Source organism: Mesoterricola sp. JemC181, assembly GCF_055384585.1.
Map to the genome: position 1 here is coordinate 4,322,783 of NZ_AP045076.1, position 18,376 is coordinate 4,341,158.

The 18,376-nt window shown below is 65.7% G+C and carries 12 protein-coding genes, 1 tRNA gene and 1 pseudogene; 3 read left to right on the forward strand and 11 right to left on the reverse strand.

Going from position 1 to position 18,376, the window contains the following annotated elements; all coding sequences use genetic code 11:
* Positions 1 to 165: 165 nt before the first annotated feature.
* Positions 166 to 777 carry a type IV toxin-antitoxin system AbiEi family antitoxin domain-containing protein gene (locus tag ACZ5MC_RS18970; protein ID WP_464516502.1) on the forward strand — a complete coding sequence of 204 codons (612 nt, stop codon included), beginning with the start codon at positions 166 to 168 and terminating at the stop codon, positions 775 to 777.
* A gap of 103 nt (positions 778 to 880) precedes the next feature.
* Here the strand turns inward: ACZ5MC_RS18970 and ACZ5MC_RS18975 are convergent.
* From ACZ5MC_RS18975 to dnaE, 7 genes and pseudogenes are all read right to left on the reverse strand, one after another.
* Positions 881 to 1,690 (reverse strand): annotated as a pseudogene (locus ACZ5MC_RS18975) (alpha/beta fold hydrolase); the annotation flags it as partial.
* Positions 1,691 to 1,755: 65 nt separating this feature from the next.
* Entirely contained in the window at positions 1,756 to 2,175 is a 420-nt protein-coding gene (locus ACZ5MC_RS18980; RefSeq protein WP_306598196.1) for a GxxExxY protein, read from the reverse strand.
* Positions 2,176 to 2,395: 220 nt separating this feature from the next.
* Positions 2,396 to 3,430 carry an IS630 family transposase gene (locus tag ACZ5MC_RS18985; protein ID WP_464516503.1) on the reverse strand — a complete coding sequence of 345 codons (1,035 nt, stop codon included), beginning with the start codon at positions 3,428 to 3,430 and terminating at the stop codon, positions 2,396 to 2,398.
* A gap of 351 nt (positions 3,431 to 3,781) precedes the next feature.
* Positions 3,782 to 3,856: transfer RNA gene (locus ACZ5MC_RS18990), tRNA-Glu, on the reverse strand.
* Positions 3,857 to 3,911: 55 nt separating this feature from the next.
* A complete protein-coding gene (locus ACZ5MC_RS18995; protein ID WP_306602063.1) occupies positions 3,912 to 5,084 on the reverse strand; it encodes a metallophosphoesterase in 1,173 nt (390 codons plus the stop codon).
* Positions 5,085 to 5,127: 43 nt separating this feature from the next.
* Entirely contained in the window at positions 5,128 to 6,975 is a 1,848-nt protein-coding gene (pepF, locus tag ACZ5MC_RS19000) for an oligoendopeptidase F (protein WP_464516504.1), read from the reverse strand.
* A gap of 51 nt (positions 6,976 to 7,026) precedes the next feature.
* Positions 7,027 to 10,635 (reverse strand): DNA polymerase III subunit alpha, encoded by a 3,609-nt coding sequence (gene dnaE / locus ACZ5MC_RS19005; protein WP_306602065.1) that lies wholly within the window; start codon positions 10,633 to 10,635, stop codon positions 7,027 to 7,029.
* A gap of 142 nt (positions 10,636 to 10,777) precedes the next feature.
* Between dnaE and ACZ5MC_RS19010 the strand changes: the two genes are divergently transcribed.
* Positions 10,778 to 11,143 (forward strand): hypothetical protein, encoded by a 366-nt coding sequence (locus ACZ5MC_RS19010; protein WP_306602066.1) that lies wholly within the window; start codon positions 10,778 to 10,780, stop codon positions 11,141 to 11,143.
* On the opposite strand, the gene lon is transcribed toward ACZ5MC_RS19010, so the two are convergent.
* From lon to ACZ5MC_RS19030, 4 genes are all read right to left on the reverse strand, one after another.
* Complete coding sequence (gene lon / locus ACZ5MC_RS19015) at positions 11,133 to 13,439, reverse strand: endopeptidase La (protein ID WP_306602067.1); 2,307 nt, start codon at positions 13,437 to 13,439, stop codon at positions 11,133 to 11,135. The genes ACZ5MC_RS19010 and lon overlap by 11 nt on opposite strands.
* Before the next feature lie 184 nt (positions 13,440 to 13,623).
* Positions 13,624 to 14,868, reverse strand: coding sequence for an ATP-dependent Clp protease ATP-binding subunit ClpX (clpX, locus tag ACZ5MC_RS19020; RefSeq protein ID WP_306602068.1), 1,245 nt, complete (start codon positions 14,866 to 14,868; stop codon positions 13,624 to 13,626).
* A 75-nt stretch (positions 14,869 to 14,943) separates the two neighbouring features.
* Positions 14,944 to 15,411 (reverse strand): GreA/GreB family elongation factor, encoded by a 468-nt coding sequence (locus tag ACZ5MC_RS19025; protein WP_306602069.1) that lies wholly within the window; start codon positions 15,409 to 15,411, stop codon positions 14,944 to 14,946.
* 41 nt (positions 15,412 to 15,452) lie between these two features.
* A complete protein-coding gene (locus ACZ5MC_RS19030; RefSeq protein WP_306602070.1) occupies positions 15,453 to 16,361 on the reverse strand; it encodes a lysophospholipid acyltransferase family protein in 909 nt (302 codons plus the stop codon).
* 252 nt (positions 16,362 to 16,613) lie between these two features.
* Here ACZ5MC_RS19030 and ACZ5MC_RS19035 point away from each other — a divergent pair, with 252 nt between their 5' ends.
* Entirely contained in the window at positions 16,614 to 18,308 is a 1,695-nt protein-coding gene (locus tag ACZ5MC_RS19035) for a cytochrome b/b6 domain-containing protein (protein ID WP_306602071.1), read from the forward strand.
* Positions 18,309 to 18,376 lie beyond the last annotated feature (68 nt).

Below are 18,376 nucleotides of genomic sequence, written 5' to 3' on the forward strand. Positions count from 1 at the left end.
CCGTTTGGCTTCTCGACGCTGGCGAAGGTGGTCTCCAATGATCCTCATGCGTGATGCAGGTGCTACACACCAACGATGTCAAGAACTCTGAATTTTAAAATTGAACCACTTTGAGTTGAAGTGGCGGCTTTGCTCCGCTACCACCAAAGGACAGGCCACGTCCTCATGGTGCGCAGAGGGCTATTTGCGGCAGTTGCTCCCGGCAGCACACCGGCAGACTCCCCAGTGGATGCTTACCTGGTTGGCTACCTCGGGTGCCCCACTGGGGTCCTCGGCTACCATACGGCGCTGGAACTCCATGGCTTGGCCCACTCCACCTTTGAGGCCATCCAGATCCTGGTGCCACGCTCTCAGCGGGGCTGGACCTTCAGGGGTGTTGCCTACAAGCCAGTGCAGCCCAGGGAAGCCTTGGAGGAGGCAGCCTTGACCATGGAAGTGGCAATGATGGACCGCATGGGCTTCGATCTGCCTGTGACCTCGGTGGCCAGGACCCTGGTCGATGTCCTGGATCGCCCCGACCTGGCGGGTGGTTGGGAAGAGGTCTGGCGCTCCCTTGAAGGGCTCAGCCTGGTGGACGCTGCCGCGGTGCTGGCCTACCTGGAGCGACAGGGTAATTCGACCACCTCTGCCCTGGTAGGCTACTTCCTTGAACAGCACCAGGAGGCGCTGGGCGTGAACGAGTCCACGTTGAAGGCCCTTGAAACACTGCGCCCACGGGGCAAACAGTATCTCGACCGGAGTGCAGGTGGCCGCCTTGCCAAGCGTTGGAAGGGTTGAGTGCATGAAGGTTCAGGAAACGATCCAGTTCGGCATTGAAATGGTCAGGCTGATCCATATGCACCCAATGGCTGCAATCCCTCACCAGGATTGCTTTGATGCCGGGGGCCTGGGCATGGATGGGTACCAGGCCCTGCTCTTCAAGAAAGCCCGAATGGAGGTGCAGCTTGGGACCTTGGTAGGACCTCAACGCGGCGCCGGCATCGAAGTCCAACAAGCCCAGGACGGCGCCTGCAAAATGGGCCCTGGGCGTTGCCTGCAACTGGGCAAGCACCTGTTCCTTGACCTTCAACCTCGCCCCCTTCAGGCACGTCTCCATGGCCTGGCGAGCGAAGGCATCGAAAGCCTCAGGGGCAAGCCCGTTGGTCAGGGCTTCCAGGTCAGCTTCGGAATCGTTGCGGGGGTCACCACCGTGGTCCACAAAGACGAGTCCGAGCAGGCGCTCGGGGAACAAGCCCGCGCAGGCTGCCACCACATAACCTCCCAGACTGTGGCCAACGAGGACAAAACACCGGAAGGCAAGGGCGTCCGCCATGGCGGCCACATCCTCGGCGAAGCCTCCGATGGAAAAGTCCCCATTCCTGGGCGGCTCTGAATCCCCCATTCCTCGCAGGTCCAGGGCTGCGGCCTGACAATGGGTCCCGAGGGCGGCGACCTGGGCCTCCCACTGGCTGCCCCTGCCCCCATTGCCGTGGACAAAAAGGACTGGAGTACCGCTGTCCCCCCGAAGGTGAGCCCATAGCTCGCCCTGAGGACCCTCTAGCCGGATGGTCTTAATGCCGCGGCCTTCCACTGCCCTCCCCTTCATAAGCGACCAACTGAACCTTTGCCAAGGTTCATTGGATGGCGGGAAGGACCTCAAAAGTTCCGTACCCGGAGGCGAGCCGAAGGGTTCACAACCGCTCGGGAACATCCACTAGTGTAGGCCGCCAGAAGAACAGGTAACACCTTGTCCCCCCCCTTCGCCTCGGGTCCAGTTCAGGGCTTGGTGTTGACGAGTCGCTTGATGCCCCCGTCCTTGAGGGGCCAGTTATGAAAATTGATCAGCAGGCCCACTTCGAAATTTGCAAAGTGGAGGCAGCTATTCAGTTGGGCGAAGTCGGCATCCGAAAACTTCGCAATGGCCTTCGCCTCGACGACCACCTTGTGGTCCACCACGATATCCATGATGTAGGCATTCTCGACGCACAATTCCTTGTAGGTGATGTCGAGGTGAACCTCGCGTAGGGCCTCGTGTCCGGCCAACCTGAGTTCATGGGCGAGGCAAGCCTTGTAGGCATTTTCCAGGAGTCCAGGCCCCAGAACTATCTGCACCCTGATGGCAGCGAGGATGATGGCTTCGGTGATATCTCGATGGGGATAGTTGTCGCCCCAATCTTCGCCCCAATGCCGACCCATGACTTCCTCCTTCGGGTCAGGAGTGCGCTCAATCACGCCGGGACGTTCAGGCCAGAATTCTTTCCTCGGTATCCTCGGCCTCCTCGGCGCCTCGGCGATGGGCTTTTCGACGGGTGCTTCGGCGCATGTAATCTTTGCGCCGACTGATACTTGAGAAAGCCATCGCCGAGGCGCCGAGGAGGCCGAGGATACCGAGGAAAAGAAAAAGGCAGGTTCGCCGTCAACCCTTGGCAGAGGCCGTCCGAATGGCCGTGAGGGCCTGCCGTGCTCGTGTCACCTTGGCGAGGATATCGTTCGCGGACGCGGTCCAAACAAATGGTTTCGGAGCGGCATTGTGTCTCGCGATATAGGTGTGGATCGCTGCTTCGAGTTCCGGGACGGATCTGAAAATACCCCTTCGGATGCGGTTCTCCGTGATGTCCCGGAAAAATCGCTCCACCATGTTCAACCACGATGAACTGGTGGGGGTGAAGTGAACGTGGACCCTCGAATGGCCTTTCAACCAGCTTTTGACCGCCGGATGTTTGTGGGTGGCGTAGTTGTCGCAAATGATGTGCAGAGCGAGTCGCTTCGACGTACCCCGCTCAAGCCGCTTGAGGAACTTCAGCCACTCCTCATGGCGATGACGTGGCATCGTGGCCGAGATCACCGTACCATCCAGCGTGTTCATGGCCGCAAAGAGGGTGGTCGTTCCATTGCGCTTGTAGTCGTGCGTCATGGTGCCGCAGCGACCCTTCTTCATCGGTAGGCCAGGCTGAGTCCGGTCCAGGGCCTGAATCTGGCTCTTCTCATCTACGCTCAGCACGATGGCATGCTCCGGAGGGTCCAGATACAGGGCCACGATGTCCACCAACTTCTCTTCGAAATGAGGATCGTTGCTTAACTTGAAACCAACGGTGCGGTGCGGCTTGAGGCCATTCTGACGCCAAATGCGTCCCACCGTGCTCTCGCTCACCCCGGTGGCCTGCGCCATGGAGGCCCGGCTCCAGTGCGTGGCATTGACGGGCTGCGTCGTCTTATGGAGCACCTCTTGCCCCTTCAAAGCAATCACCCAAGACTTCCGGCCTCGACCTGGGCGTTCCCTCTCGAGGCCATCGAAGCCCGCTTCCTCCCATCGCTTGAGGCATTGCCAAGCAGTCCGATGATCACAGCCCAAAGCCTGGCCGATGTCACGAAAGGACTCGCCAGAAGCTCGATGAAGAACAATCTTGGCCCGCAGGACGCTGCGCGCAGGCAAGGTCCGGCTCCGCGTCATTTCCTCAAGGCATCTGAATTGCTCCACAGTTAGATCAACTCGCCCCACTTGCGCCAAAGTTCTCACCTGCCGCTTGGATGCGACGAACTGTATTGGCGTTACAGGTATTTCTGGCGGCCTACACTAGCTTGGGTCAACCAGGTAAAGCCATGCTGCGGATCGGTCGATGTGTAGATCATCAGCATCGCCGCCCCGATGCCCTGCTCACCCCGACCACCTCAATTGATCTGCGCCGAGTCTCGCCCCCCTCGCCCCGACCCGTAATGACCTATGTGAGTACGTTTTGTGAGGAAGAGCGTAAAAAAAAAGAAGCCGGAGGGTGTCTCCAGCTTCTAAGTCTAATCATTTCAGTGGTAGCCCCAAGGGGAATCGAACCCCTGTTAACGCCGTGAGAGGGCGCCGTCCTAACCGCTAGACGATGGAGCCACGGTTATGCCGAACCTTGATTCTAGCGCATGAACCTGGGATGGGGAAGAGGTTTTCATCGGCGGCGGAGGGTGATGAGGGTGATTTCGGGGGGGGCGCCGATGCGGACGGGGAGGGCCACCACGCCCAGGCCGCGGTTCACGTAGAGGACGTCGCCGTCCTTGCGGTACAGGCCCTGGGCGTAGGGGCCCAGGAGGAGGGCGCTGTTCACGAAGGGGATGAGGTTGATCTGGCCGCCGTGGGTGTGGCCTGAGAGGGTGAGGCGGGCGCCGGCTTGGCGGGCCAGGGGCCAATCGCTGGGGCGGTGGTTGAGGCAGAGGCGCCAGACGTCGGGGGGAAGGCCCTCGGTGGCGATCTTCGGGGAGGGGCCGGGGCCGTAGCGGATGTCCCGGAAGTGGCCGTGGCGGGCCATGGGGTCCTGGAGGCCCACCAGGGCGAGGCGCGAGCCGTTCCGGTAGACGTAGGCGTAGCGGTTCTCGAGGCACTGGAAGCCGGTGCGTTCCAGGATCTGCCAGATGGGGCGGGGGTCGGTGAAGTAGTCGTGGTTGCCCAGGATGGCGTAGCAGCCCAGGGGGGCGGGGAAGTTGCGGAAGGCCTCCTCCACGATGCCGGCCTCCGCGGGGACGCTGTCGGTGACGTCCCCGGTGAGGAGGAGGAGCTCGGGGCGCTCGGCCTGCACGAGGGTCCGCCACCGGGCCACCAGGGGGGCCTTCACCAGGGGGCCGGCGTGGAGGTCGCTGATCTGGGCGATGCGCAGGCCGTCCATGCCGGGGGGCAGGTCGTGGAAGTAGAGCTGCAGGTGGACGATGTCCGGGTCGCCCAGGGCCTCGCGGCGGCCGGTCAGGACGCCGTAGGAGGCGAGGCCCACGCCCGCGGCCGTGGTCTGGCGGAGGAAGTTCCGCCGGCCGGGGTCCTCGGGGGGCTGGCCCGGCTGGGGCCGCCACAGGTGGCGCAGGCGCCACAGGCCTTCGGAGAGCAGCCACATGGTCAGGTTGAAGGCGCAAAGCATCTGGAAGTACAGGCCCGCCCGGGAGAACGGGCGGAGCCAGGGCAGCCAGGTGGCGTTGCCGGTGAACCGCATGGCCATGTAGAGGGCCAGGGGGATGTGGATGAGGACCAGGATGGGCGTCACCCACCGGTCATAGCCCTCCGGCAGCAGCCGGTGGATGAGTTGCCGGTGGCAGTACTGCAGGCCGATGATGAGGGTGACGAAGATCAGGACGAGCAATGGCGAGGTCCCCTGGGCTGCCTTGAGGTTGGAAGGGGCATCCTCACTTCCCGGCGGCCCGGGTCCTATCGTAGAGGGTCTCCATGCGTCCCACCAGCGCGTCGAAGGCCTTGAGGGCGGCGTCCACGGGCTGGGGCGAGGCGAGGTCCACGCCGGCGGTCTTGAGGGTATCCAGGGGGAAGCGGCTTCCGCCCGACCGCAGGAAGGCCAGGTAGCGGTCCCGGGCGGCGGGATCCTTCAGGGCGGCCTCGGAGAGTGCCATGGAGCTCACGATGCCGGTGGCGTACTGGAAGACGTAGTAGTTGTAGTAGAAGTGCGGAATGGCGCTCCACTCGGACTTGATGTAGTCCTCCACCTTCATGACGCCCTTGTCGTGGCCGTAGTAGAGGCGGGTGAGCTCCAGGTACTTCGCGTCGAGCCAGTCGGGGGTGAGGGACTGGCCCTGCTCCACCCGCTCGTGCATGGCCAGCTCGAAGTCCGCGAAGAGGGTCTGGCGGAAGAGGGTGCCGCGGATGGTCTCCAGGTAGCTGTCCAGGAGGTAGAGCTTGAGGGTGTCGTCGGCCACCGTGTCCAGCAGGTGGTGCATGAGCAGGTTCTCGTTGAACGTGCTGGCGATCTCCGCGAGGAAGATGGGGTAGTCGGCCATGGGGAAGGGCTGGGCGGCGTCCGAGAGGTAGGAGTGCATGGCGTGGCCCAGCTCGTGGGCCAGGGTGGACACTTCGTGGAAGGAGCCGTCGAAGTTCATCTTCACGAAGGGGTGCACGCCGTAGACGCCGTCGGAGTAGGCCCCGGACTGCTTGCCCTTGTTCGGGTAGATGTCGATCCAGCCGTTCGTGAAGGCCTGCTCGAGGCCCTTGCGGTAGTCGGGGCCCAGGGGGGCGGTGGCCTTGAGAACCAGGTCGCGGGCCTCCTCGAAGGTGTACTTCTTGTCCACCGACTGCACGGCGGAGGCGTACACGTCGCCGTAGTTCATGTCGGTCAGGCCCAGCATCCGCGCCCGAAGGCGCATGAGGCGGTGGAGGGGCGCGAGGTTGGCCTTCACGGAGGCCACCAGGTTCTTGTAGACGGCCGTGTCGATGGCCTCGGGGTAGAGGGCGGCGTCCAGGCAGGTGGGGTACTTCCGGATCTTCGCCTGGAAGAGGTCCTTCTTGGTGTTGGCGTCCAGGAGGGTGGCGAAGGTGTTCTGGTACTGGGCCTGTTCCTTGAAGTGGGTCTCCATGACCAGGCGCCGGTCCGCAGGGACCTTGGAGGCGCGTAGCTTGTTGTAGTTCGCGGTGTTGAGGACCACCTTCTCGCCGGTGGAGAGGGTCACGCTGGTGTGGGGCATGTCCACGTTGTTGAGCATGCCGGCGGCGCCGGAGGGCGCGTCGGAGAAGAGGCCGGCGGTGGCGGCGACCCGCTCCTCGCCCTCGGGGAGGATGTGGGCCCTCATGCGCAGGGTCTTGAGGAAGCCCACCCGGTGGGAGGCGAGGCGGGGCTCGGCCTTGATGTAGGCCTCCACCTTCTCCTGGCCCAGGGCCATGAGATCGGCGTCCATGAAGGCGAGCTTGGCGCCCAGGCCCACCAGCACGGTCTGGATCTCGCCCTTCATCTTCTGGTAGTTGGTGTCGCCCAGGTCCATGTCGCCCTGGTGGCTGGCGTAGCGGTACAGGCGGCCCCCGCGGAGGTTCACCTCGTCCAGGCGCTCCATGAAGTCGCCCATGGCCTTGGGGGCGGTGGTCCAGGCCTTGCCCAGGGGATCCAGGGCGGCGATGAGGGCCTTGACGGCGTCGAGCTCGGCGCGCCAGGCGGCGTCGCTCTTGTACATGTCCGTGGCGCGCCACTTGTAGACCTCAGGCACCTTGGCGCGCTCGGTCTGGGAGAAGTCGGGTATGGGCTGTCCTGCGATCATCACGGCTCCGGCAAGCAGAGGAAGGGTACTTCGAATCATGGGAACTCCTTTTCAGTAGGTCCAGCTCAGGGCGCACCCGGCTTCCTTGGCGACCTTTTCGGAAAGGTCGGGATCGAAGCGGACATTGAGGTCCCCGCTGGCCCTCACGCGGGCGAGGATGCCCTGGGGGCCGCGGTATTCCAGGTGAAGGGGAAGGTTGCCGTGGTAGAGGCGCAGGAGGGGCACGAGGCGGTTGGGGTACTCCCCCCTGGGCAGGCGGATCAGGGCGCCGGAGAAGCCCTTGCCCTGGAAGTCCTCCAGGGGCTCCAGGGAGGTCACGAAGAGCTTGATGGTGGTCTGCTCCTCCTCGTCCTCGTCGCCGTTGTTGCCGGTGGTCTCGATCTTCAGCTCGCCGGTGACGCGCAGGAGGGCGTCGGGCAGGGCCAGGTGCCGGTACAGGTCGAAGGGGCGGCCCCTCTTCCGGGTCACGGGGTTGTAGCTGCCGGCCATGAGCAGGGCCTCCACCTTGTCGGTGAGGTCCTCCAGGTAGAGGATCGCCCAGGGTTCGCCCTTCTGGTTCGTCTTGAACTGGACGTTGCTCACCATGACGCCGATGGCCACCTCGTCCCGGTCCCGGTGCCTGCCGGCGGCGGCGGCCTCCTTCAGGGAGGCGATGGTGCCCACGGTGTGCACCTTGATGGCGTCCTTGAACTCCTCCAGGGGGTGGCCCGACACGTAGAGGCCCAGGGACTCCCGCTCGTAGCGCAGGCGGTCCTTGCGGCTCCAGAACTCCACGTCCTCGGGCACGGCCCAGTTGTCGGCGAGGCTGGCCATCTCGGCCTCGTCGAAGAGCGATACCAGCCCCAGGTCCTGGCCCCCCTTCCCCGCGTTCTCCATGGCCGAGGGCAGGCCCTCCATGAGGGCGGCGCGGTTGGGTTCCATGGAATCGAAGGCCCCGGCCTTGATGAGGGCCTCCCACACGCGGCGGTTGGCCTTCTGGAGGTCCGTGGCCTTGAGGGCGTGGAAGAAGTCCTTGAAGCCCCCCTCCTCCGCGCGCGCGGCGAGGATGGCCTCCAGCGCGGCCTCGCCCAGGCCCTTGACCGCGGCGAAGCCGAAGCGGATCTGGTTGGGCCCGGTGATGGTGAAGTCCAGCTGGCTCTCGTTGATGTCCGGGCCCAGCACGTCCAGGCCCATCTCCTTGCAGTTCTGGATGTACTTCACCACGTCGTCGGTGCGCTGGGCCTTGGTGGAGAGGAGGCCGGCCATGAACTCGGTGCGGAAGTTGGCTTTGAGGTAGGCTGTTTCGTATGCAATCAGGGCATATGCCGCTGAATGGCTCTTGTTGAAGCCGTAGCCAGCAAAGTATTCAATAAGATCGAAGAGTTCGGAGACCTTGTCCCGCTCGTAGCCGCGCACCACGCCCTGCTCGATGAACTTGGTCTTCTCCTTCGCCATCTTCTCCTTGTCCTTCTTGCCCATGGCGCGCCGCAGCATGTCGGCCTCGCCCAGGGAGTACCCGGCGATGAGGCTGGCGATCTGCATCACCTGCTCCTGGTACAGGATCACGCCGTAGGTGGGGGAGAGGATGGGCTCGAGGGTTGGGAACATGTAGGTCACGGGCTCGCGGCCGTGGCGGCGGTTCACGTAGGTGTCGCCCATGCCCGCGCCCAGGGGGCCGGGGCGGAAGAGGGCGTTGAGGGCGATGAGGTCGTCGAAGCGGTCCGGGCGCAGCTTGGCCAGGAGCGACTTCATGCCGCCGGACTCGAACTGGAAGATGCCGTCGGTGTCCCCCTGGCTGAACAGGTCGAAGGTCTTCCGGTCGTCGAAGGTGCGGATGAGGGTCATGTCCACGGGATGGCCCTGGGTGCGCTCGATGTAGCCCTGGGTCTTGGCGATCTGGGTGAGGGTCTCCAGGCCCAGGAAGTCCATCTTCAGGAGCCCGGCGCGCTCGGCCTCGACCATGGTGTACTGCACCATCACCTTGCCGTCCTTGTCCCGGCTGAGCGGGGCGAAGCGGGTGAGGTCGTCGGGGGCGATGATCACGCCGGCGGCGTGGACGCCGGTGTTGCGGGCGAGGCCCTCCAGGCGGGCGGAGATGTCCAGGATGTTCTTCACCTCGGGTTCGGACTCGTAGAGCTCGCGCAGCTTGTCGCTCTGCTCCAGGGCCATGGCCACGGTGATGGGCTTTCCGGGCTCCTGGGGCACGAGCTTGGTGAGGTTGTTGGCGAAGGCGAAGTCCTTCTCGAAGACCCGCGCCACGTCCTTGATGACGGCCTTGGTCTTGAGCTGGTTGATGGTGACGATGTTGCTGACGCGGTCCTTGCCGTAGGCCTCGGTGACGTAGTCGATGACCTTCTGGCGCCCGTCCCGGCAGAAGTCGATGTCCACGTCGGGCATGGAGATGCGCTCGGGGTTCAGGAACCGCTCGAAGAGCAGGTCGTACTGCATGGGGTCGATGTCGGTGATGTGCATGGACCAGGCCACGATGCTGCCGGCGGCGCTGCCGCGGCCCGGGCCCACGGGCACGCCCATCTCGCGGGCCTTGCGGATGAAGTCCCATACCAGGAGGAAGTAGCCGGGAAAGCCCATCTTCAGGACGGTGTCCAGCTCGAACTCGAGCCGGGCGCGGTACTTCTCCTCGGAGTGCTTGAGGGCCCCGGCCTGCCAGAGCACCTGGCACTCCTTGAGCCGCTCCTCGAAGGTCTCGCGGGCCACCTCCACGAAGTAGCTCTCCAGGGTGTGGCCCGAGGGCACGGGGAACTGCGGGGTGATGGGCTTGCGGGTGATGGGGAAGAGGTCGATCTTGGAGGCGATCTCCAGGGTGCGCTCGAGCAGCTCGGGGTGGCCGGGGAAGACGGCGGCCATCTCCTCGGGCGACTTCACGTAGAACTGGTCGGTGGAGAAGCGCATGCGCTTGGGCTCGCTCTTGAACCGCTTGGTGCCGATGCACAGGAGCGTGTCGTGGAGGTCCGCGTCGTCGTGGTTGAGGTAGTGGGCGTCGTTGGTGGCCACCAGGGGGATCCCGGTGCGCTTCGAGAGCTCGAACTGGCTGGGGATGATCAGGCGCTCCGCCTCGAAGCCCTGGTCCTGGATCTCCAGGTAGAAGTCCTCGCCGAAGATGCTCTGGTAGTCCCGGGCGACGCGCTCGGCGGCGTCGATGTTGCCGGAGAGGAGGCGGGCCTGCACCTCGCCGCCCAGGCAGGCCGTGAGGGCGATGAGGCCCTCGCTGTTCTCCCGCAGCAGGTCCTTGTCCACCCGGGGCTTGTAGTAGAAGCCCTCGGTGAAGCCCTTGGAGACCAGGTTGGAGAGGTTGCGGAAGCCCACGGGGTTCTTGGCCAGGAGCACCAGGTGGTAGCCCGCGTCCCGCTGGCCGGAGGGGTCCAGGCAGTCCTCCAGTCCCTCGGCGTTCAGGGCGTTGTTGTCGAGCTTGCGGTCGTGCCGGGACCGGGGGGCCACGTACACCTCGCAGCCGAGGATGGGCTTGACGGCCCAGTTGCCGTCCTTGTCCGCCGTCTTCTCGCAGGCGTCGAAGAGCTTCATCATGCCGAACATGTTGCCGTGGTCGGTGACGGCCACCGAGTTCATGCCGGTCGCCCTGCATTTCTTGACGAGGTCGGGGATGCGGGTCAGGCCGTCGAGGAGGGAGTACTCGGTGTGGAGGTGGAGATGCGCGAAGGTCATAGGGGGCCATTGTCGCAAGCCTGGGGCGGGTTGGGGAAAGTTGCTGGGGTGTTGCAGTTGTGAACGAGCGGGCGCGGGGCTTGCCGCGATGAATTAATAACTCATATTGTGGCTCACGCCAGTAGCCGGAGGGTCGTGATCCATGTTGAAAAGCCTCACCTGGGGCCTGGCGGCCCTCTGCCTGGGCATGCCCTGCCGGGCCGCGGACCCCTGGTCCAAGTCCGACACCGCCTGGGAACTCTCCTACGTGGCCATGGTGGCCATGGACTGCAGCCAGAGCCGCCAGATCGAGGACGGGAACCGCTACGAGCGCAACCCCCTCCTGCCCCGCCACCCCAGCGCCAGGACCATCACCCGGCTCTGCATCCTCAACGTCGCGGCCCACGCCACCATCAGCTACGTCCTGCCCCGCCCCTGGCGGCGCCGCTTCCAGGTGGTCTCGGTGGTGGTGGAGGCCGGGGTGGTGGCGGACAACTACTACCGGGCCGGGATCAAGGTCAAGTTCTGACCAGGGCCAGGGGGATCACCTCGTCCATGCTCTTCACCAGGTGGATGACCAGCTCCCGGCGCACCTCCTCGGGGAGCTCCTCCAGGTGCCGGGCGTTCTCCGCCGGGATGATGACGGTGCGGCATCCCATTCGGTGGGCGGCCAGGAGCTTCTCCTTGAGGCCGCCGATGGGCAGGACCGCGCCCCGCAGGGTCAGTTCCCCGGTCATTGCCAGGTCGGCGCGCACGGGAATGCCCGTGAGGGCCGAGATGAGGGCCGTGGCCAGGGTGATGCCGGCGCTGGGCCCGTCCTTGGGGATGGCGCCCTCGGGCAGGTGCACGTGGAGGTCGGTCTTCTCCAGGAAGTCGGGGGCCAGGCCCAGGCTGTCGGCGCGCATGCGCACGAAGCTGAGCGCGAGGTTGGCGCTCTCCTGCATCACTTCGCCCAGCTTGCCGGTGAGCTTGAGGACGCCCTTGCCCGGAAGCCGCGCGGCCTCGATGGTCAGGAGGTCCCCGCCGGTGGGGGTCCAGGCCAGGCCGTTGACCACGCCCGCGGCGGGCTGGGCCGACAGGGGGGATTCCAGGAAGCGCTCGGGGCCCAGCAGGCCCGCGAGGCGGTCCGCGGTGACCCTGGCGTCGAAGGGCCCGGGCTGGAGGCTCTGGCGGGCCAGCTTGCGCAGCACGGCGGAGATCTCCCGCTCCAGCTGGCGCACGCCGGCCTCCTTGGTGTAGGCCTGCACGAGCTTTTCCAGGGCCGCGTCCTCGAACGTGATGCCCAGGTCGGCCATGCCGTGGCGGTCCAGGGCCTTGGGCACCAGGTGGGCGTGGGCGATCGCCTTCTTCTCGCCCAGGGTGTAGCTGCTCAGCTCGAGCACCTCGAGGCGGTCCTCCAGGGGCTGGGGAATCTGGTGGCGCACGTTGGCGGTGGTGAGGAAGAGCACCTGGCTGAGGTCGAAGCCCACGTCCAGGTAGTGGTCCTGGAAGGTCTGGTTCTGCTCGGGGTCCAGCACCTCCAGCAGGGCGGAGCTGGGGTCGCCCCGCCAGTCGGAGCCCATCTTGTCGATCTCGTCCAGGAGCATGAGGGGGTTGCGCACGCCGCCCTTCTTCAGGAGGGAGATGATGCGCCCGGGCATGGAGCCGATGTAGGTGCGCCGGTGCCCCCGGATCTCGGCCTCGTCCCGCACGCCGCCCAGCGAGAAGCGCAGGAAGGGCCGGTTCAGGGCCCGGGCGATGGACCGCGCCAGGCTCGTCTTGCCCACGCCGGGAGGGCCCACGAGGCAGAGGATGGGCCCGCGCAGGGGGGCCCCCGCGTTCCGGTCCCGCAGGCGGCGCATGACGGCGAGGTACTCCAGGATCCGGGCCTTGACCTTCTCCAGGCCCGCGTGGTCCTCGTCCAGGATGCGCTCGGCCTCCTCCAGGTCCAGGTGGTCGTCGGCGAGCTTGGACCAGGGCAGGGCCAGGAGCCAGTCGATGTAGGTGCGGCTCACGGTGGCCTCGGCGCTCTGGGGGGGCATGCCCTCCAGGCGGTCCACCTCCTCCAGGGCCTTGCCCTCGGCCTCCTCGCCCATCCCGGCCTTGAGGATGCGCTCCCGCAGCTGGGCGAGCTCGTCCTTCCTGCCTTCGGGCAGGACGCCGCGCATCTTCTCGCCCAGCACGAAGGCCTTGTGGTCCTTCTCGAGGTTCTGTGCCTCCTCCCTGCCCTCGGCCTGGTGGGTGGCGGCGTCGGCTTCCAGGAGCTTGAGGAGGGTGTGGAGGCGCGGTTCGATGTCCAGCTGGTCCAGCACGCCCTGCTTGTCCCGCACGTCCGCGGGCAGCACCGCGGCCACCGCGTCGATGGCCTGGCCCAGGGGCATGGCCGGGTCCAGGCTGAGGGTCCGGGCCAGTTCCGGGTTGCGCTGGAGGAAGCCCTCCACCGCCGAGCCGAAGGCATCCTGCAGGGCCGGTCCGCCGGGGGCCTCGGGCTCCGGAAGGATCTCCACCTCGGCCTGCACCACGTCCCCGTCGTCCAGGTACCGCTCCAGGCGCACCCGGGCGATGCCCTTGACGCCCACCTTGTAGTAGTCCCGCGGCAGCGGGATGAGGGACTCCACCAGCGCCAGGGTGCCCACGGCGTGGATGGACTCCTGCTTGGGCTGCTCCTCCTTGGGGTTGCGCTGGGTGAGCAGGAGCAGGTGGTCGCCCACCTTGATGCCCAGCTCGAGGGTCCGCACCGAGGCGCGTCGCCCCACCATGAAGGGAACCCGGGCCCCCGGGAAGAGGACCATGTCCCGGATGGGGATGGCGGGGAGGGTGATGGTCTTGCGAAGGGGATTCGTCATGGGGCCCTACCAATCAACACTCAAGAATAATGACATATGCTTTTTTTCCTCAGCGAGCCCTCCGCGCCTCCGCGATTGATCCCTTTCCTGGATGCGCCGGCGCAATGACTATATGCGCAGGGGCACCCCGGGAAGAAGATCAATCGCGGAGGCGCGGAGGGCTCGCTGAGGAAAAAGGACCTTCCTAGCCCGCGGCGGGAATCGACAGGCTCGTGATTCCCAGTTCCTTCTCCACCATGGCCCGGGTGAGGTGCAGCGTGGCCTTGGTGGTGCGCTCCTCGCTGGGCAGCTCGAACATGGGCTCCAGCAGGATCTGCTCCAGCATGCTCCGCAGCCCGCGCGCGCCCAGCTTGCGCAGCAGGGCCTGGTCGGCGATGGTGTCCAGGGCGCCGGCCTCGAAGGTCAGCTCGATGTCGTCCATCTCGAAAAGGCGCATGAACTGCTTGGTGACGGCGTTCTTGGGCTGGGTGAGGATGGCCACCAGGGCGTCGCGGTCCAGGGGCTGCAGGGTGGCCACCACGGGGAGGCGGCCCACCAGTTCGGGGATGAGGCCGAACTTGATGATGTCCTCGGGTTCCACCAGGCGCAGGAGGTTGTCCTTGCTGCCCTTGGAGGTGACCTTGGCGCCGAAGCCCACGGCCTTGGCGCGCACCCGCTGCTTGATGGTGTCCTCGATGCCCACGAAGGCGCCGCCGCAGATGAAGAGGATGTTGGAGGTGTCCAGCTGGATGAATTCCTGGTGGGGGTGCTTGCGGCCGCCCTGGGGGGGCACGTTGGCCACGGTGCCCTCCACCAGCTTCAGGAGGGCCTGCTGCACCCCCTCGCCGGAGACGTCCCGGGTGATGCTGGGGTTCTCGCTCTTGCGGCCGATCTTGTCGATCTCGTCGATGAAGACGATGCCGCGCTGGGCCCGCTCCACGTCGTAGTTGGCCACCTGGAGGAGCTTGGTGAGGATGTTCTCCACGTCCTCGCCCACGTAGCCGGCCTCGGTGAGGGTGGTGGCGTCGGCCATGGCCAGGGGCACGTCGAGCATGCGAGCGAGCGTCTGGGCCAGGAGGGTCTTCCCGGTGCCCGTGGGGCCGATGAGGAGGATGTTGCTCTTGGAGAGCTCCACCTCGGTGGCGCCCAGGCTCTTCTGGGGGGTGAGGATGCGCTTGTAGTGGTTGTACACGGCCACGGCCAGGCGCTTCTTGGCGCCCTCCTGGCCGATCACGTAGTCGTCCAGGAAGCCCTTGATCTCCTTGGGCCGGGCCAGGCGGGGCTCGTGCTTGCCGGCGGGCTTGCCCTGGCGGCTCATGCGCAGCTGGAGCTGGCCGGCCTCGACGCATTCATTGCAGATATAGGCGTTGGGACCAGCAAGAAGCTGTTCGACCTCGTTGGGGGCCTTGCCGCAGAAGGAGCACTGCTGATCACGCTTCGGTTTTGTCATGGGATCTCCTTCCACTGCGTCGTTCATTGTGGGGCCTTGACGCCCCCCCGGCACCTGGGAATCGCGTGCCCGATGTCACTGGTGGTGCACGGTGACCAGTCCCAGGACCTCGAAACGCTTGATACCCGCGGGAATCTTGATCTTCACTTCCGCCCCTTCCTCCAGGCCCACCAGGGCCATCCCGATGGGGGAGCTGATGCTCAAGTGGTCGGGGTGGTCCCCGAGCTCCTCGGGCAGCACCAGTTTGTAGGTGACTTCCTTCTCGGAGTCAAGGTCCAGGAGGGTCACCCGGGTGCCGTAGGCCACCTTGTTCTTGGGCAGGCGGTCCAGGTCGAGGCTGGCCACCTCGGCGATGCGCTTCTCCAGTACGACGACCTTGTTCTGGAACATGTCCCGCTTGGCCAGGGCCTGTTCATATTCAGCATTCTCCGACAGGTCGCCCTGGGAGGCGGCGCTGGCAATTTCCTTGGGGATTTCAATGAGCAGGGCCTGCTTGAGGGCCTTCAGTTCGACCTCGAGCTTTGCGAGAACGTGCTTGGGCATAGGAAAGTCCATGGTCGGGGGGCCGGAGCCCCGGGAGGGATTCAACGGCTGTCGAGAAGCCATTCATCAGGAGGCAACGGTGCGGGGAGGGGGTCGCCCTCCCCGGGCCGCGTCTTGAACCGGCGGTGCATCCAGAACCACCATCGAGGCTCGCGCCGGATATCGGCCTCGATTTTCTGGGTCATGATCTGGGTGGCGGTCCAGACGTCCCGGTCCATGTCCCCCGTCACGGGCACCTGGAAGGGAGGTTCGACCGACACGGTGATGGTGCCGTCGGCATTGGGCCAGCTCCGGAGCTGGACGACGGGGAGGCCGTACTTCACGGCCAGGAGCCCGGCGGAGGGGAAGGTGGAGGCCCAGCGGCCCAGGAACTTCACCCAGACGCCCGCGGTGAGCGCGTCCTGGTCGAGGAGGAAGCCCACGGCCTTGCCCATCCGCAGCGCCTTGATGGCCCCGCGGAAGGCCCCGTCCTTGGGAATCACCTCGTTGCCGAACCGCCCCCGCAGCTGCCGGAGCCTGGGCTCCAGGAGCGGGTTGTCCAGCTCCCGCCCGATGACCGAGAGGGTCCGGCCCAGGGCGCTGAGTGCCAGGGCGGTGGCCTCCCAGTTGCCGTAGTGGCCCGTGAGGACGATGAACCCCTTCCCGGCGGCCTTGGCCGCGTCGTAGTTCTCGATCCCCACCACCTTCACCCTGCGCGCCAGTTCCTCCTCGTCCATGTGGAGGAGGTGGATGGCGGTGAGCGCCAGGGTGCCGAAGTGCTCGAAGCAGTCCAGGGAGATGGCCCGGATCCCCGCCTCGGTCAGGCCCAGGTCGGCCTTGCGCAGGTTGTCCCGCACCACCTTGCGGTGGCGCCGGTCCAGGGCGTGGGCCAGGCGCCCGAGGCCGCGGCCCAGGGTCAGGGTGGTCTCCCAGGGCAGGCGGCTCACGATGCCCTCGACCAGGTGGAACATCCCCGCTTCCGCGCGATGGCGGAAGGAGAGGCGGGTGTCTGGGGAGGTGTGTGCCATATAAAAAAAGGTGCGCCCCGATGGTGAGGCGCGAACGACTAGCGTAGCAGATTCCGGAACGCCAGGGGGTTTCCAGGCAATGATTGCCGGACTCATTCGCATTGGAAAAGAAGCCTCGGAGGACTAAAGTGACTTTTCTTACATGGAAAAAACCCTAGACTGGGATTTCAGATTTTCGGATGGAAAGGTCCTTTGATGAACTTGGGAATCGTACGATCGTCGCTGCTGGCTCTGGCCGCGGCCCTGACCCTCTCAGCCCAGCCTGCCGGGCCGGACGCGGCCTGCTTCGCCTGCCACGGGCGCAAGCCCGCCGCCACGGCCAAGGGCAAGCAGCCTCCCTTCGTGGACAAGGCCAAGTTCGAGGCCTCCATTCACGCGGGCAACGGCTGCGTCAGCTGCCACGCGGACCTGGACGCGGCCACCCACCCCGGGCCCAAGCTGGCCCCGGTCGACTGCGCCAGCTGCCACGAGAAGCCCTCGAAGACCTACGCCGCCAGCGCCCACGGCCGGGCCCGCAAGGCCGGCAACGCCGGCGCGGCGGGCTGCGCGGAGTGCCACGGCACCCACGAGATCGTCAAGGCCACCTCGGCCAATTCCCCGGTTCGGCGGGAGAACCTGCACATCACCTGCGGCCAGTGCCATCCGGACGTGGTGGCCGAGGTCGACGCCTCGGTGCACGGCCAGGCCACGGCCGCCGGCATCCAGGAAGCCCCGGTCTGCACGGACTGCCACTCCGACCACGCCATCGAGAGCCTGAAGTCGGCCTCGCCGATGAAGGTCTCCCAGATGGTCTGCAGCCGCTGCCACGGCTCGTCCCGCATGAACGCCAAGTTCGACCTCCCCGACAACCGCGTCACCACCTTCTTCGAGAGCTACCACGGCATGGCCGCCAAGATGGGCTCGGCCAACGCCGCCAACTGCGCCAGCTGCCACGGCTACCACCTGGTGCTGGCCGCCTCGGACAAGCGTTCCATGGTCAACAAGGCCAACCTCGTCCAGACCTGCCAGAAGTGCCACCCCAACGCCAACGAGAAGTTCTCGCTGGGCAAGGTGCACGTTGACAAGAAGGAGGTCTCGGACATCGGCGGCAAGGTGGACCACTGGGTGCGCTACACGTACCTCTCGCTGATCTTCGTGACCATCGGCGGCATGGCCCTCCACAACATCCTGATACTGCGCAAGAAGGCCCTGGCCGCCCTGCGCGACCCCAACCGCACCGTGGTGCGGATGAACACCCAGGCCCGCATCCAGCACGCCATGCTGGCCTCCAGCTTCATCTTCCTGGTGGTGAGCGGTTTCGCGCTCAAGTATCCCAACTCCTGGCTGGGCTGGTGCATGGGCTCGAGCGAGGTGGTGCGCCGCACCGGCCACCGCATTGCCGCCGTCGTCATGATCGTGGGCGCCATCGTCCACCTCTTCTACGCCATCTTCACCAGGGACGGCCGGAAGTTCGTCAAGGACATGCTGCCCGAAACCAAGGACCTCTTCGACGTGCTGACGCACCTGAAGTACCTGGTGGTCCCGGGCGCCGCCAAGCCCCAGTTCAAGCGCTTCGGGTACGCCGAGAAGGCGGAATACTGGGCCGTGGTGTGGGGCACCTTCCTCATGGGCACCACCGGCGGCCTCATCTGGTTCAAGATCTACTTCACCCGCTGGATGCCCCGCTGGATCGTGGACGTCTCCATCACCGTCCACTACTACGAAGCCATCCTGGCCACCCTGGCCATCATCGTGTGGCACTTCTACTTCGTCATCTTCGACCCGGAGGTCTACCCCATCAACTGGGCCTTCCTGGACGGCAAGGTGACCCCCCACCACCACCACGAGGAGCACCCCCTGGAGCACGTGGGCGACGAGCCGAGTCCGGATCCGGACGAACCCGCCGAATAGTCCCCGGCGGACCTGACCTCCTTCAAACGGGCGACCACAGGGTCGCCCGTTTTTTAGTCCGGAGCCTC

Excerpts from the sequence above, each read along its gene's own strand:
- ACZ5MC_RS18970 (WP_464516502.1), top strand. The coding sequence starts at position 166 with ATGGTGCGCAGAGGGCTATTTGCGGCAGTTGCTCCCGGCAGCACACCG.
- ACZ5MC_RS18980 (WP_306598196.1), bottom strand. The coding sequence starts at position 2,175 with ATGGGTCGGCATTGGGGCGAAGATTGGGGCGACAACTATCCCCATCGA.
- ACZ5MC_RS18985 (WP_464516503.1), bottom strand. The coding sequence starts at position 3,430 with ATGACGCGGAGCCGGACCTTGCCTGCGCGCAGCGTCCTGCGGGCCAAG.
- pepF (WP_464516504.1), bottom strand. The coding sequence starts at position 6,975 with ATGATCGCAGGACAGCCCATACCCGACTTCTCCCAGACCGAGCGCGCC.
- dnaE (WP_306602065.1), bottom strand. The coding sequence starts at position 10,635 with ATGACCTTCGCGCATCTCCACCTCCACACCGAGTACTCCCTCCTCGAC.
- ACZ5MC_RS19010 (WP_306602066.1), top strand. The coding sequence starts at position 10,778 with ATGTTGAAAAGCCTCACCTGGGGCCTGGCGGCCCTCTGCCTGGGCATG.
- lon (WP_306602067.1), bottom strand. The coding sequence starts at position 13,439 with ATGACGAATCCCCTTCGCAAGACCATCACCCTCCCCGCCATCCCCATC.
- clpX (WP_306602068.1), bottom strand. The coding sequence starts at position 14,868 with ATGACAAAACCGAAGCGTGATCAGCAGTGCTCCTTCTGCGGCAAGGCC.
- ACZ5MC_RS19025 (WP_306602069.1), bottom strand. The coding sequence starts at position 15,411 with ATGCCCAAGCACGTTCTCGCAAAGCTCGAGGTCGAACTGAAGGCCCTC.
- ACZ5MC_RS19030 (WP_306602070.1), bottom strand. The coding sequence starts at position 16,361 with ATGTTCCACCTGGTCGAGGGCATCGTGAGCCGCCTGCCCTGGGAGACC.
- ACZ5MC_RS19035 (WP_306602071.1), top strand. The coding sequence starts at position 16,614 with ATGAACTTGGGAATCGTACGATCGTCGCTGCTGGCTCTGGCCGCGGCC.